The sequence below is a fragment of the Polaromonas sp. DSP2-3-2b2 genome (assembly GCF_049895905.1).
GTDB lineage: Bacteria > Pseudomonadota > Gammaproteobacteria > Burkholderiales > Burkholderiaceae_C > Polaromonas.
Genome location: NZ_JAFCTH010000013.1, coordinates 15,300 through 29,223, shown reverse-complemented (window position 1 = coordinate 29,223; position 13,924 = coordinate 15,300). Strand labels below are relative to the sequence as shown.

11 protein-coding genes are annotated in these 13,924 nt (G+C 60.8%); 7 read left to right on the top strand and 4 right to left on the bottom strand.

Annotated features, from left to right (window positions below; translation table 11 throughout):
- Positions 1–40: 40 nt before the first annotated feature.
- Both ACP7AD_RS12185 and ACP7AD_RS12180 read right to left on the bottom strand, forming a co-directional pair.
- Positions 41–952 (bottom strand): SPFH domain-containing protein, encoded by a 912-nt coding sequence (locus tag ACP7AD_RS12185; RefSeq protein WP_426147781.1) that lies wholly within the window; start codon positions 950–952, stop codon positions 41–43.
- A gap of 72 nt (positions 953–1,024) precedes the next feature.
- On the bottom strand, positions 1,025–1,453 hold the full coding sequence (locus ACP7AD_RS12180) for an NfeD family protein (protein WP_426147783.1): 429 nt from the start codon (positions 1,451–1,453) through the stop codon (positions 1,025–1,027).
- Between the two features lie 310 nt (positions 1,454–1,763).
- On the opposite strand from ACP7AD_RS12180, the gene ACP7AD_RS12175 reads away from it, so the two are divergent.
- On the top strand, positions 1,764–4,052 hold the full coding sequence (locus tag ACP7AD_RS12175; RefSeq protein ID WP_426147786.1) for an Orn/Lys/Arg decarboxylase N-terminal domain-containing protein: 2,289 nt from the start codon (positions 1,764–1,766) through the stop codon (positions 4,050–4,052).
- Positions 4,053–4,139: 87 nt separating this feature from the next.
- On the opposite strand, the gene ACP7AD_RS12170 is transcribed toward ACP7AD_RS12175, so the two are convergent.
- Positions 4,140–5,018 (bottom strand): DNA ligase, encoded by an 879-nt coding sequence (locus ACP7AD_RS12170; RefSeq protein ID WP_426147829.1) that lies wholly within the window; start codon positions 5,016–5,018, stop codon positions 4,140–4,142.
- A gap of 85 nt (positions 5,019–5,103) precedes the next feature.
- Positions 5,104–5,901: an enoyl-ACP reductase FabI gene (gene fabI / locus ACP7AD_RS12165; RefSeq protein ID WP_029524815.1), complete on the bottom strand. Its 798-nt coding sequence runs from the start codon at positions 5,899–5,901 to the stop codon at positions 5,104–5,106.
- A gap of 113 nt (positions 5,902–6,014) precedes the next feature.
- Between fabI and ACP7AD_RS12160 the strand changes: the two genes are divergently transcribed.
- The 6 genes from ACP7AD_RS12160 (at position 6,015) to nusA (ending at position 13,901) form a co-directional block, all read left to right on the top strand.
- The gene (locus ACP7AD_RS12160) at positions 6,015–7,841 is read left to right on the top strand and encodes an extracellular solute-binding protein (RefSeq protein ID WP_426147788.1); all 1,827 of its coding nucleotides are present in this window, start codon (positions 6,015–6,017) and stop codon (positions 7,839–7,841) included.
- A gap of 11 nt (positions 7,842–7,852) precedes the next feature.
- Entirely contained in the window at positions 7,853–8,887 is a 1,035-nt protein-coding gene (locus tag ACP7AD_RS12155) for a microcin C ABC transporter permease YejB (protein ID WP_426147790.1), read from the top strand.
- A gap of 2 nt (positions 8,888–8,889) precedes the next feature.
- Complete coding sequence (locus ACP7AD_RS12150; RefSeq protein ID WP_426147792.1) at positions 8,890–9,945, top strand: ABC transporter permease; 1,056 nt, start codon at positions 8,890–8,892, stop codon at positions 9,943–9,945.
- The gene (locus tag ACP7AD_RS12145) at positions 9,942–11,546 is read left to right on the top strand and encodes an ABC transporter ATP-binding protein (RefSeq protein ID WP_426147794.1); all 1,605 of its coding nucleotides are present in this window, start codon (positions 9,942–9,944) and stop codon (positions 11,544–11,546) included. The genes ACP7AD_RS12150 and ACP7AD_RS12145 overlap by 4 nt, the downstream gene beginning before the upstream one ends.
- A 203-nt stretch (positions 11,547–11,749) precedes the next feature.
- Complete coding sequence (gene rimP, locus ACP7AD_RS12140) at positions 11,750–12,358, top strand: ribosome maturation factor RimP (protein WP_426147796.1); 609 nt, start codon at positions 11,750–11,752, stop codon at positions 12,356–12,358.
- 22 nt (positions 12,359–12,380) lie between these two features.
- The gene (nusA, locus tag ACP7AD_RS12135) at positions 12,381–13,901 is read left to right on the top strand and encodes a transcription termination factor NusA (protein WP_426147798.1); all 1,521 of its coding nucleotides are present in this window, start codon (positions 12,381–12,383) and stop codon (positions 13,899–13,901) included.
- Positions 13,902–13,924: the final 23 nt, after the last annotated feature.

Genomic DNA, 13,924 nt, shown 5'->3' with positions numbered 1-13,924 from the left:
TTTATCTTGCCTTTGTAAAAAAAACCTGACCGGCCAGCGCTCAGGCCTTGCTGGACTGCACCATTTTCATGGCCGAGGTGATCAACGCGGAGACTTCGGTCATGTTGCTGGGAACGATCAGCGTCGTCGTCGCATCGCTGGCGACCTGCGAATACGCCGCAACCGCTTTTTCCGCCACCTTCAGCTGCACCGCCAGTTCGCCGCCGGGCTGGCGGATCGCCATGGCGACGATTTCGATGGCGCGGGCGTTGGCCTCGGCCACGGCCAGGATGGCGGAGGCTTCGCCCTGCGCATTGTTGATGGCGGCCTGCTTTTCGCCTTCGGAGCGGGCAATGAAGGCCTCGCGCTCGCCGGTGGCGATGTTGATTTGTTCCTGCTTTCTGCCTTCGGATGCGGCAATCAGCGCGCGCTTTTCGCGTTCCGCCGTGATTTGCGACTGCATGGCATGCAGGATTTCCTTGGGTGGCGTCAGGTCCTTGATCTCGTAGCGCAGAACCTTCACGCCCCAGTTCAGCGCCGCCTCGTCAATCGCGGCGACCACCTGCGCATTGATGATGTTGCGCTCTTCAAAGGTCTTGTCCAGTTCCAGCTTGCCGATGACCGAGCGCAGCGACGTCTGGGCCAGTTGCGTGACCGCCACGATGTAGTTGGACGAACCGTAGCTGGCCCGCATCGCGTCGGTGACCTGGAAATACAGGATGCCGTCCACCTGCAGTTGCGTGTTGTCGCGGGTGATGCAGACCTGGCTGGGCACGTCCAGCGGGATTTCCTTCAGGCTGTGCTTGTAGGCCACGCGATCGACGAAAGGAATCAGGAAGTTCAGGCCCGGCGTCAGGGTGCCGAGGTATTTTCCCAAACGCTCCACCACCCAGGCGTTTTGCTGCGGCACTACCTTGATGCTCTGCACGATAAAGATGCCCGCCAGTATGAGGATGACGACTGCTATTTCCATGAAATATCCCTTGTTTCAGATTGAAGTGAGGGGCCTTGCGTGGGTGGCCCTGGGTCTGACCCATATGCCTTTTTAAAGCGGTTCAATGACCAGGCGGTTGCCTCGCATTTCCTTGATCCGGAAGTTTCCCGGGCTTGATGTCTCGCTGGGGCTGGCCGCAATGGCGGTCCACTGGGCACCGCGGAAATGTACGCTGGCCGTGCCATCGGCATTCCACCGCGCCACATGCACCATGTCGCCAATATCGAGATGGACGTCCGGGTTGGAGCTAGCCGGCATGGGCGCTGGATGCTGGCTGCGGCGCCAACGCCACGCCGCTACGGCACCGCCGCCAATGGCCGCCGCCAGCAGCATCTGGCCTGTCAGGGCCATGCCCAGCGTCGCCGCCAGCGCGCCAGCCACCAGCCCGGCAGCCAGCATCAGCAGGTAAAACGTGCCTGTCACCAGTTCCGCAGCGATGGCCGCGCCTGCCAGCAGCCACCAGATGCCTGCTTCACCCATGATTTTTCCTTTTGTCAGTGATTTGCCCTATTTTGGGCCAGATAAACGCGGTGCAACCGGTTGGACACAATACATCCTTACACTTCGGAATCTGAAAAAAGTCTTTGCGCCTTGAAAAATGAACAGTTTTCGGAATGAGTGAAAATCGTGCACTGTTCGCGCAAGAGATCGCGCTGCTTGTCTTGCCAGCCAGTTGGCGCATGGCGCTTTCCTTCGTCAAACCGTTCGGGCTCAACCTGTCTATGCCTTCTGAACGTTTATTTTCATGCCCTCCGACAGGTTCTGGGCGCCCTCAACATCTGCATACGCCATGAAATTTCGCTTTCCGATTGTCATCATTGACGAGGACTTCCGTTCTGAAAACACCTCTGGGCTGGGTATTCGCGCGCTCGCCCAAGCCATTGAAACCGAGGGCTTCGAGGTGCTGGGCGTAACCGGCTATGGTGACCTGTCGCAGTTTGCGCAGCAGCAAAGCCGTGCCAGCGCCTTTATTTTGTCGATTGACGACGAAGAGTTCACGCCTGGTCCGGACCTGGACCCTGCCGTGCTCGACCTGCGCAAGTTCATTGCCGAGGTGCGTCGCAAAAACCTGGACGTGCCGATTTACGTCTATGGCGAAACCAAGACCTCGCGGCACATTCCCAACGACATCCTGCGCGAGCTGCACGGCTTCATTCACATGTTCGAAGATACGCCCGAGTTCGTCGCGCGCCACATCATCCGCGAAGCCAAAAGCTATCTCGAAGGCGTGCAGCCGCCGTTTTTCAAGGCCCTGCTGGACTATGCCGAAGACGGCTCGTACTCGTGGCATTGCCCGGGCCATTCGGGCGGCGTGGCTTTCCTGAAAAGCCCGGTCGGTCAGATGTACCACCAGTTCTACGGCGAGAACATGCTGCGCTCGGACGTGTGCAACGCCGTCGAGGAACTCGGCCAGTTGCTCGACCACGACGGTGCGATTGGCGCGAGCGAGCGTAATGCGGCGCGCATCTTCAATGCAGACCACTGCTTTTTCGTGACCAACGGCACCTCGACCAGCAACAAGATGGTCTGGCACCACACCGTGGCGCCGGGCGATGTGGTGGTGGTGGACCGCAACTGCCACAAGTCCGTCCTGCACGCCATCATCATGACCGGCTCGATTCCGGTGTTCCTGAAACCGACGCGCAACCACTTCGGCATCATCGGCCCGATTCCGCAGAGCGAATTTGAGCCCGACGCCATTCGCGCCAAGATCGCGGCCAATCCGCTGCTCAAGGGTGTGGATGCCGAAAAGGTCAAGCCGCGCGTGCTGACGCTGACGCAATCGACCTACGACGGCGTGCTGTACAACACCGAAACCATCAAGGGCATGCTCGACGGCTATATCGACAACCTGCATTTCGATGAAGCCTGGCTGCCGCACGCCGCTTTTCATCCGTTCTACGGCACCTACCACTCGATGGGCAAGAACCGCATCCGGCCGAAAAACGCCGTGGTGTACGCCACGCAGTCGATCCACAAGCTGCTGGCCGGCATCAGCCAGGCCAGCCATGTGCTGGTGCAGGATTCGCAAAACGTCAAGCTCGACCGGCACCTGTTCAACGAGGCCTACCTGATGCACACCTCAACCTCGCCGCAGTACAGCATCATCGCCAGCTGCGACGTGGCTGCCGCCATGATGGAGCCGCCCGGTGGCACCGCGCTGGTGGAGGAAAGCATTGCCGAAGCGCTGGACTTTCGCCGCGCCATGCGCAAGATCGACGAGGAATACGGCGCCGACTGGTGGTTTAAGGTCTGGGGACCGGACAAGCTGGTGGACGAGGGCATTGGCCGCGCCGAGGACTGGATCATCAAGGGCGAGTCGCGCAGCGCCAAGACGGCGAAGAACGGCGCCACCAACTGGCACGGTTTTGGCCAGATGGCCACCGGCTTCAACATGCTCGACCCGATCAAGTCGACCATCGTCACGCCCGGGCTGGACCTGAACGGCAAGTTTTCCAAGACCGGCATTCCGGCCAGCATCGTGACCAAGTTCCTGGCCGAGCACGGTGTGATCGTGGAAAAGACGGGTCTCTACAGCTTTTTCATCCTGTTCACCATTGGCATCACCAAGGGCCGCTGGAACACGCTGCTGACGGCGCTGCAGCAGTTCAAGGACGACTACGACAAGAACCAGCCGATGTGGCGCATCCTGCCCGAGTTCTGCCAGAAGTTTCCGAAGTACGAGCGCATGGGCCTGGCCGATCTGTGTCAGCACATTCATGCGCTGTACGCCAAGTACGACATTGCCCGCCTGACCACCGATGTGTACCTGAGCGATCTGGCGCCAGCCATGAAGCCGAGCGATGCCTTTGCCCACATCGCCCACCGCACCACCGAGCGGGTGGAAATCGACCATCTGGAAGGCCGCATCACCGTCGGCCTGGTCACGCCATACCCGCCGGGCATTCCGCTCTTGATCCCTGGCGAAGTGTTCAACAAGAAAATTGTTGACTACCTGAAGTTCTCCCGCGAGTTCAATGCGCAGTGCCCGGGTTTCGAGACCGACATCCATGGCCTGGTCGAGCAGACGGATGCCAAGGGCAAGACCCGCTACTACGCGGACTGCGTCAAGCTGTAGCATCAGTCGCCAGCTTGTGGGGCTGGCTTGAAGAAAAAAAAGGCCGGCTCCATGGTGGCGCCGGCCTTTTTCATGGGTGCAGACTTTTCAGTCTTCCCGCACCCGCATGAAGCTGGCAAAACGCGGAATGCCGCTGTCGTTCAGCCCCCGGAAGCGATAGGTAACGCGTGCGCCGATGGCGGGCGGATTTTGCCGCTGGACATCGCTAAATCCGGTGCCCAGTTTGAAGCGCTGCGCCGGCTTGCCGTCTGCCGCCGGAATTTCCACGAGCAGCGCGCCCAGACTGCCGGCATGCTTGCCCTGTCCGGGAAGGTGCGCCACGACCTGCGCTTCGCTGTCTTCGTGTGTCTTGAGCTTGAGCAGGTCGTCGCTGCGCAGACCCTTGTACAAGGAGGCGCCGCGGTGCAGCATCAAGCCTTCGCCGCCATTTTTTACCGTTTTGTCAAGCAGGCTTCGCAGTGCCTGCGGGCTGGCCACCTTCGACTGCGGGACTGCCTGCACCCAGAGCTGGTCAATCCGGCTGACCAGGCCGTTTAGTGCCGGAATCCGCTCGGTGAACGTGCCGCCGTGCGCGGGCAGGTCGAACACCATGAAACGCAGCGTGCGCCAGGCGGCATCATTAGGCGTTTGCTGGCGCACGGTGGAAACGGCTCTGGCGAACTGTCCATGCCCTGCCCAGAGTTCGCCATCCATGGGCTCTTTCGGCCAGCCGGCCGTGAACCAGGTCGGGGCGGCCACGCGCTCGCCGCCGCGCGTCCACAAGGCTTGGCCGTCCCAGTAGCCGCGCACGCCGTCGTACTTTTCACTGACCCAGTAATCGGCCAGGATTGTGCCGTCGCGGTACACATTGGCCAGCATCAATGACGGCGCGGGCGAAGGCGGGAGCGACTGGGCAGGCGCCGCCGCTGGCAGCAGCGAAGCGGCGAAGACAGAGCTGGCCAGGGTCAAAAGAAAACGTCGCTGCATCATGAGTTGTCTGATTTATGCTATGTTATCAATAGCTTGAAACGAATGCTGCACATGCGGGAAAGGCATATTTTGTATATAAATCTCAGGAAACCGACTCGCTGTCGCGGCTGGCGCCCGCCGTGGCGTTGAAACCGCAATCGACATAGGTGATCTCGGCGGTCATGCCGGAGGCCAGATCGCTCAGCAGGAACGCGGCCACATTGCCCACATCGTCGATCGTGACGTTGCGGCGCAGCGGCGAGGCAGCCGCCACCATGCCCAGCAGCTTGCCAAAGTCCTTGATGCCGCTGGCGGCCAGGGTCTTGATCGGGCCGGCGCTCAGGCCGTTGACGCGCATGTCCCGGGGGCCGAGCGATTCAGCCAGGTAGCGCACCGACGCTTCCAGGCTGGCCTTGGCCAGGCCCATGGTGTTGTAGTGCGGAATGATGCGGTCCGCGCCCAGGTAGGTCAGCGTCAGCACGGCCGATTTCGGGTTCAGGTAGGGCAGGGCGGCCTTGGTCATGGCTGGAAAGCTGTAGGCGCTGATGTCGTGGGCAATGCGGAAGTTCTCGCGCGACAGGCCGTCGAGGAAGTCGCCCGCAATGGCTTCGCGCGGCGCGTAGCCGATGCTGTGGACAAAGCCGTCAAAGGTCGGCCAGGTCTTGGACAGGTCGGCAAACAGCTGGTCGATCTGCTCGTCGGAGCCGACATCGCAGTCAAAGATCAGGGTGGAGTCGAAGTCGGCCGCAAATTCGGTGATGCGATCCTTGAACCGCTCGCCCACATAGCTGAAAGCCAGTTCGGCGCCCTGTGCGTGGCAGGCCTTGGCAATGCCGTAGGCGATGGACCGGGTGGACAACACGCCCGTGATCAACAGTTTTTTGCCGGTGAGAAAACCCATTTTTTGTGCTCCAGTGTGTTCGTGTGAACCGGCAAACCGTCTTGCAGGAACGTGCCAGTAATGTACCTGCGGGCTGCAAGAGCTTGCTGATTTAAGTAGGGCAGAATTGTCGCATGCGGGATTTGATTTTTTTACGGGCCTGGGTCTTGGTCTGCGTGGCAGCCTTTGCCCCGCAAAGCCGGGCCGCCCATGCCTATGCGCAGTTTGGCGACATCAAGTATCCAGCGGGCTTCACGCATTTCGATTATGTGAACCCGGCAGCGTCCAAGGGCGGCGAAATCCGCATGGTGCCGCCGACGCGCCCGACCAACTTCGACAAGTTCAACCCCTTCACCCTGCGCGGCACCGCGCCTTATGGACTGGGCATCTTGCTGATCGAAAGCCTGCTGACGGGCAATTCGGAAGAGCCGACCACGGCCTACGGGCTGCTGGCCGACGACGTGGCGGTTGCGCCCGATCAACTTTCGGCGACATTCCGCCTGAATGACAAGGCGCGCTTTCACAATGGGGCGCCGGTACTGGCCGCCGATGTGCTGCATTCCTGGACCCAGCTCACCAGCAAGCTGGCCGCGCCGCAGTACCGCACGATTTATGCGGAGGTCAAGGGCGTCACGGTGGTGTCGGAGCGGGTCGTTCGCTTTGATTTCCTGACGCCGAACCCCGAACTGCCGCTGGTCGTGGGCGGCATGCCGGTGTTCAGCCGCGACTGGGGCGTGGTCAATGGTCAGCCCAAGCCTTTCGACAAGATCGTTTCCGACATTCCCATCGGCTCGGGGCCGTACAAAATCGCCAGTCCGGCCATGGGCCGCGACATCACCTATGTGCGCGACCCGGCTTACTGGGGCGCCGACTTGCCCAGCCGCAAGGGCCAGTTCAACTTCGACCGCATCAGCTTCAAGATCTACCTCGATGAAACCTCTCGCTTTGAGGGGCTGAAGGCGGGCGAATTCGATTTCCTGCGTGAATTCATCTCGCGCAACTGGGCGCGCCAGTACACCGGCAAGGCCTTCACCTCGGGCAAACTGGTCAAGCGTGCCTTTGAAAACCGCAACCCTGGCGATTTCCAGGGTTATGTGTTCAACCTGCGCAACCCCAAGTTCCAGGATGCGCGGGTGCGGCGCGCCATTGGCCTGGCGATGGATTTCGAATGGATGAACCGGCAACTGTTCTACGGTCTGTACAAGCGCGTCAACGGTTATTTTCCCAACAGCGAATTCCATGCCGAGGGTTTTCCGAAAGCCGATGAGCTGGCCTTGCTCGAACCCTTGCGCGCCCGGCTCAAGCCCGAAATCTTTGGTCCTGTTCCCGTGTCGCCCAGCACCACGCCACCCGGCAGCTTGAGGGAAAACCTGCGCCAGGCGCAGGCGCTGCTGCGCGAAGCCGGCTGGACCTACCGCGACGGCGCGTTGAGGAACAGCAAGGGTGAAGCCTTCACCATCGAGTTTTTGAACGACCAGCCCTCGCTGGTGCGCATCGTCGGGCCGTTCCAGAAGGCGCTGGAAAAGCTCGGCATCACCATGACCTACCGCATCGTCGATTTCTCCCTGGGCAAGCAGAAGATGGATGCGTTTGACTTCGAGATCAGCACGCTGCGCTTGCCGGGCAGTACTGCGCCCGGCGGAGAACTGCTCGAACTGTTTGGCTCGAAGGCCGCCACGACGCCAGGGTCATCCAATGTCTGGGGAATCGCCGATCCGGCGGTCGATGCGCTGCTGCAAAAGGTCGTGACGGCCAGGACGCGTCCCGAACTCGGCGCGGCGATGCGGGCGCTGGACCGGGTGCTGACCCATGGTTTTTATTCAGTGTCGCAGTATTACGGCGATGCTTTCCTGATCGGCTACCGGCCACGTCCCTTTGTGTTGCCCGCCGTCATCCCGCCGTATTACCAGCCTGACACCTGGGCCATGAGCACCTGGTGGGCGTCCGCGTCCAACAAATAAGAAAGACACTGATGGCCAGCTACATCCTCAAGCGCCTGCTGCTGATGATTCCGACCGTGTTCGGCGTGCTGCTGCTGACCTTCGCCATGGTGCAGTTCGTTCCGGGCGGGCCGGTCGAGCAGATGGTCGCGCAACTGCAGGGCCGCGATTCGGGTGGCGAGCGCGCAGCGAGCAGCGGTGCCGGCTACCGGGGGCGGCAGGGCGTGGATGCCGAGCGCATCGAGGAAATCAAGGCGCTGTATGGTTTCGACAAGCCGGTGCTTGAGCGGTTTTTGCAGATGCTCGGCCGCTTTGCCCGCTTTGACCTGGGCAACAGCTTTTACCAGCACAAGGATGTCTGGGAACTGGTCAAGGAAAAGCTGCCGGTGTCGGTCAGCCTGGGGCTGTGGACTTTTTTTCTGAGCTACCTGATTGCCGTGCCACTGGGCGTGGCCAAGGCGGTCAGGGCCGGCAGCCGTTTCGACTTCGTGACCACGCTGGTGGTGCTGGTCGGCTATGCGATTCCGGGGTTCGTGCTGGGCGTGGCGCTGCTGGTGGTGTTTGGCGGGCAGCTGCAGTGGTTTCCCTTGCGCGGGCTGACCTCGGCCAATTGGGAAACACTTGGCTGGGGCGCCCGCATCACCGATTACCTCTGGCACATCACGCTGCCGGTCACCGCCATGGTGCTGGGCAGTTTTGCCGTGACGGCGGTGCTGACCAAGAACTCGTTCCTGGAGGAAATCCGCAAGCAGTACGTGCTGACCGCCCGCGCCAAGGGTTTAGCCGAGCGCCAGGTGCTGTGGAAGCATGTGTTTCGCAATGCGCTGATTCCCATCATCACCGGCTTCCCGGCGGCCTTCATTGGCGCCTTCTTCACCGGCTCGCTGCTGATCGAAACGCTTTTTTCGCTCGACGGGCTGGGGCTGCTCAGCTATGAAAGCGTGATCCGTCGCGATTACCCTGTGGTGCTGGGAACTCTTTATCTGTTTACCCTGATTGGCCTGGTGACCAAGCTGGTCAGCGACCTTTGTTATGTGTGGGTTGATCCGCGCGTGAAGTTTGATTGAGCATGGAAATTAGTTCTGCGTCTGTGTCGCCGCCCTCGGTTTCACCTTCCCGCCGTGCCTGGCAGCGTTTTCGGCGCAATCGGCTGGGTTACTGGAGCCTGGTGCTGTTTTGCCTGCTGGTGGTGTTCAGCCTGTTCGCCGAGGTGCTGTCCAACGACAAGCCGCTGGTGGTGAATTACAAGGGCAAGTTGTACTTTCCGCTCGTCAAGGACTATTCGGAGAAAACCTTCGATGGCGACTTTGACACGCCGGCCGATTACCTCGACCCGTTCATCCGTGACAAGCTGACGCAGGGCGGCAACTGGGCGATCTACCCGCCCAATCCTTATGGACCGCGCACCATCAATTACTTCGCCAGGGAACCCAATCCTTCGGCCCCGTCGCGTGACAACCTCTTCGGCACCGATGACCGGGGGCGTGATTTGCTGGCCCAGCTGATTTACGGCTTTCGCCTGAGCGTGCTGTTTGGCCTGGCGCTGACCGCCATCGGCGTGGTCATGGGCGTGATTGCTGGCGCCATTCAGGGCTACGCGGGCGGCAAGACCGACCTGGTCGGCCAGCGCTTCATGGAAATCTGGGGTTCCATGCCCGAGCTGTACCTCCTGATCATTTTCAGCGCCATCTTTGCGCCCAGCGTGGCGCTGCTGCTGGTGCTGCTCAGCCTGTTTGGTTGGATGGGGCTGTCGGACTATGTGCGCGCTGAGTTTTTGCGCAACCGCCAGATGGACTACGTGCGGGCCGCGAAAGCCCTGGGCGTTAGCAATCTGCAGATCATGTGGCGGCATATCCTGCCCAACAGCCTGACGCCCGTGGTGACCTTTCTGCCATTTCGCATGAGCGCGGCCATCCTGGCGCTGACCTCGCTCGATTTTCTGGGGCTGGGCGTGCCGCCGGGAACGCCCTCGCTGGGCGAACTGCTGAGCCAAGGCAAGGCCAACATCGACGCTTGGTGGATTTCGCTGTCCACGTTCGCGGTGCTGGTGATCACCTTGCTGCTGCTGACCTTTATGGGCGATGCGCTGCGCGATGCGCTGGACCCCAGAAAGATCGACCAATGACCCGCCCGCTGCTGGAAGTCAAAGACCTGCGCGTGTCCTTCGCCGGTAAGGACGTCGTGCGCGGCATCGACTTTTCCATCGCATCCGGCGAAAAGCTGGCGCTGGTCGGCGAGTCAGGCTCGGGCAAGACGGTGACGGCGCTGAGTCTGCTTCGGTTGGTTCAGGATGCGGGGATCAGCGGGCGGGCGCTGTTTGAAGCGCCCGGCGGCCAGGGCGATTTGTTGTCGATGCCTGAACGCGCGCTGCTGAGTATTCGCGGCAGGGACATCGCCATGATTTTTCAGGAGCCAATGACGGCGCTGAACCCGCTGTTCACCGTGGGCGACCAGATTGCCGAAGTTTTACAGCTAAAAGAGGGTGTGACGCAGGCTGCATCTGCGCAAGCAGCTATTGAATTGCTAGCAAGTACGGGGATTCCCGAGCCTGAGCGGCGAGCCAATGCCTTTCCGCATCAGTTGTCGGGTGGCCAGCGCCAGCGCGCCATGATTGCCATGGCGCTGGCGTGCCGTCCCAGGCTGCTGCTGGCCGATGAGCCGACCACGGCGCTCGATGTCACGCTGCGCGGCCAGATCCTGGACTTGCTCGGTGATTTGCAGCGGCGAAACGGCATGGCCGTGCTCTTGATCACCCACGATCTGAACCTGGTGCGACGCTTTGCCGACCGGGTGGCGGTCATGGAAAACGGCCACATCGTCGAGCAGGGCAAGGTGGCCGACGTGTTTTCCCGGCCACAGCATGCCTACACCCGCAAGCTGATCGACAGCAAACCGGTGCGGGATGTCGATGAAGCCCGCCCGCAAGCCAAGCAACTCCCGCCAGTCATGCGGGCCAGCCAGTTGCGCGTCGCCTATCCGGTGGCTATTGCGGGCCTGCGGGGCTGGTTTAAAAGCGGTGAGTTTGTCGCCGTCAAGGATGCAAGCTTTGCCATTGCGGCGGGAAGAACGCTGGGCATCGTGGGCGAGTCGGGCTCGGGCAAGTCCACGCTGGCGCTGGCCAGCCTGGGGTTGCTGAAGTTCTCCGGCCAGCTGCAGGCGGCGGGGCAGTCGTGGAGCCGACAGGCCGCTGGCAACAAGGCCATTCGCAAGGTGGTTCAGGTGGTGTTCCAAGACCCTTTTTCTTCGCTGTCGCCGCGCATGACGGTGGAAGCAATTGTGGAAGAAGGCCTGCTGGTGCATGAGCCTTTGCTGAGCCAGGGTGAAAGACGGGTGCGCGTCGAGCAATCGCTGGCCGATGTGGGCATGGGCGAAGCGCAGTTTCCGGGGCTGTTGCGGCGCTATCCGCATGAATTTTCGGGCGGGCAGCGCCAGCGGCTGGCCATCGCCCGGGTGCTGATCGTCAATCCCAGTCTGCTGGTGCTCGATGAGCCGACGAGTGCGCTCGATGTGACGATTCAAAAGCAGGTGCTCGGGCTGCTGCAGCGGCTGCAGCGGGAGCGCGGCCTGAGCTATCTTTTGATCACGCATGACATCGACGTGATTCGCGCCATGGCCCACGAGGTGATGGTGATGAAAGATGGCGACATCGTCGAATCAGGCCCTGTTCAGTCCGTGCTCGATGCACCGCAGCATCCCTACACGAAAATCCTGGTCGCGCAGGGTTGAGTCATGGCCCGGTCTGAGTGAATTTGCAGGGCCTTGATGGCCAAACCTGCACAAAAATAGTTGCGTTATGGTGTCTCGTGCGCTAGAATACGCGCTTCACACGACCAAATGGGCGGGTTTTTACCGCCCATTTTTTTTGGGCGTTTGTTTTTGCACAGGGCAAATGAGCGGTTGGCGAGAAGTTAAAAGGAACGAAAGACTGAATGGCTTTGCAAGAGACGATTGAGCAAACGGTAACGGGACTGGGCTACGAACTGGTCGAAATCGAGCGAACCAGCGGCGGCTTGCTGCGTGTCACGATCGACATGCCTTACCTTGCCGGAACACCGGTTGACGCCGTGCAGTTCATCAATGCTGAAGACTGCGAGAAGGTGACGCGTCAGCTTCAGTTCGTGCTTGAAGTCGAAGGTGCCGAGTATTCGCGCCTGGAAGTCAGTTCCCCCGGCATTGACCGGCCCCTGCGCAATGAAAAAGATTTTGAGCGTTTTGCGGGCGAGTTGATTGACATCACCCTCAAGGCGCCGATTGGCGTGGCTGCCAGTGCGGGTTCGACGGTTTCTGCCAGCCGCAAGAAATTTCGCGGAACGCTGGAACGGGCCGAGCCTGTTGGCGGTCAGCCCGCATGGCAAATCGTCTGGAGCGATGAGCCTGCTGTCAAGCCTGGTCAAAAGGTTAGCAAGAAACGAATTCCCGCGCCCCTTCAGGCGCTGGGGTTCACGCTGGATGAAATCCAACAGGCGCGTTTGGCGCCCGTGGTCGATTTCAAGGGTCGCAGACCCAAGTCTGTTGCCGACACATCCATAGAAACATAATTTAGAAAGGCAGGCTTGTGAAATGAATCGCGAACTGTTGATGCTGGTTGACGCCATCTCGCGTGAAAAGAACGTTGAGCGCGACGTTGTATTCGGCGCTGTCGAGCTTGCGCTCGCCTCGGCGACCAAGAAGGTTTATGCGGACGGCGTGGACATCCGTGTCGCGGTGGACCGAGACAGCGGCAAATACGAGACCTTCCGCCGCTGGCTGGTCGTCGCCGACGAAGCCGGCCTGCAAAACCCGGAAGCCGAAGAGCTGGTGACCGATGCCCGGGACGAAATTGCCGACATCGAAGAGGGTGACTACATCGAAAAACCGGTCGAAAGCCTGCCGATTGGCCGCATTGGCGCGCAGGCGGCCAAGCAGGTCATTTTGCAGAAAATCCGCGACGCCGAGCGTGAAATGCTGCTCAACGACTTCATGTCGCGCGGAGACAAGATTTTTGTCGGCACTGTCAAGCGCATGGACAAGGGTGACCTGATCGTCGAGTCCGGCCGCGTCGAAGGCCGTTTGCGCCGCAGCGACATGATTCCGAAGGAAAACCTGCGCACCGGCGACCGCGTCCGCGCCATGATCATGGAAGTTGACACCACGCTGCGTGGCGCGCCCATCATCTTGTCGCGCACCTCGCCTGAATACATGATCGAGCTGTTCCGCCAGGAAGTCCCCGAGATTGAGCAGGGCTTGCTGGAAATCAAGACCTGCGCCCGCGACCCCGGCTCGCGCGCCAAGATTGCCGTGCTGTCGCATGACAAGCGCGTCGATCCGATCGGCACCTGCGTTGGCGTTCGCGGCACCCGTGTCAACGGCGTGACCAATGAGCTGGCCGGCGAGCGCGTCGATATCGTGCTGTGGAGCGAAGACCCGGCCCAGTTTGTGATCGGCGCGCTGGCGCCTGCCAATGTGTCGTCGATCGTGGTTGATGAAGAGCGCCATGCCATGGACGTGGTGGTGGACGAGGAAAACCTCGCCATCGCCATTGGCCGTGGCGGCCAGAACGTGCGCCTGGCGTCCGAGCTGACCGGCTGGAAGATCAACATCATGGATGCCAACGAGTCGGCCCAGAAGCAGGCCAGCGAAACCGACAGCAGCCGCAAGCTGTTCATGGCCAAGCTCGACGTGGACGAGGAAATCGCCGACATCCTGATTTCCGAAGGCTTCACCAGCCTGGAAGAGGTGGCTTATGTGCCGCTGCAGGAAATGCTGGAAATCGAGTCCTTCGACGAAGACACCGTCAATGAACTGCGCACACGCGCCAAAGACGCTCTCCTGACCATGGAAATCGCCCTGGAAGAAAATGCTGGTGGTGTTTCGCAGAACCTGCGCGACGTTGCCGGATTGACGCCCGAGCTGATTGAAAAGTTGCTTGACGCGGGTGTTGCCACCCGTGACGACCTGGCCGATCTGGCCGTGGATGAGCTTACCGATATAACCGGCCAGTCTGCGGACGAGGCCAAAGCCCTGATCATGACTGCACGCGCCCATTGGTTTACCGATGACGCTGGCGACGCTGCTGCACCCGCAGCAGCCCAAGAGCATTGAATCATGGAGGCCAGTCAGGAAAA

Excerpts from the sequence above, each read along its gene's own strand:
- ACP7AD_RS12160 (WP_426147788.1), top strand. The coding sequence starts at position 6,015 with ATGCGGGATTTGATTTTTTTACGGGCCTGGGTCTTGGTCTGCGTGGCA.
- rimP (WP_426147796.1), top strand. The coding sequence starts at position 11,750 with ATGGCTTTGCAAGAGACGATTGAGCAAACGGTAACGGGACTGGGCTAC.
- ACP7AD_RS12175 (WP_426147786.1), top strand. The coding sequence starts at position 1,764 with ATGAAATTTCGCTTTCCGATTGTCATCATTGACGAGGACTTCCGTTCT.
- ACP7AD_RS12170 (WP_426147829.1), bottom strand. The coding sequence starts at position 5,018 with ATGCAGCGACGTTTTCTTTTGACCCTGGCCAGCTCTGTCTTCGCCGCT.
- fabI (WP_029524815.1), bottom strand. The coding sequence starts at position 5,901 with ATGGGTTTTCTCACCGGCAAAAAACTGTTGATCACGGGCGTGTTGTCC.
- ACP7AD_RS12150 (WP_426147792.1), top strand. The coding sequence starts at position 8,890 with ATGGAAATTAGTTCTGCGTCTGTGTCGCCGCCCTCGGTTTCACCTTCC.
- ACP7AD_RS12185 (WP_426147781.1), bottom strand. The coding sequence starts at position 952 with ATGGAAATAGCAGTCGTCATCCTCATACTGGCGGGCATCTTTATCGTG.
- ACP7AD_RS12180 (WP_426147783.1), bottom strand. The coding sequence starts at position 1,453 with ATGGGTGAAGCAGGCATCTGGTGGCTGCTGGCAGGCGCGGCCATCGCT.
- nusA (WP_426147798.1), top strand. The coding sequence starts at position 12,381 with ATGAATCGCGAACTGTTGATGCTGGTTGACGCCATCTCGCGTGAAAAG.
- ACP7AD_RS12145 (WP_426147794.1), top strand. The coding sequence starts at position 9,942 with ATGACCCGCCCGCTGCTGGAAGTCAAAGACCTGCGCGTGTCCTTCGCC.
- ACP7AD_RS12155 (WP_426147790.1), top strand. The coding sequence starts at position 7,853 with ATGGCCAGCTACATCCTCAAGCGCCTGCTGCTGATGATTCCGACCGTG.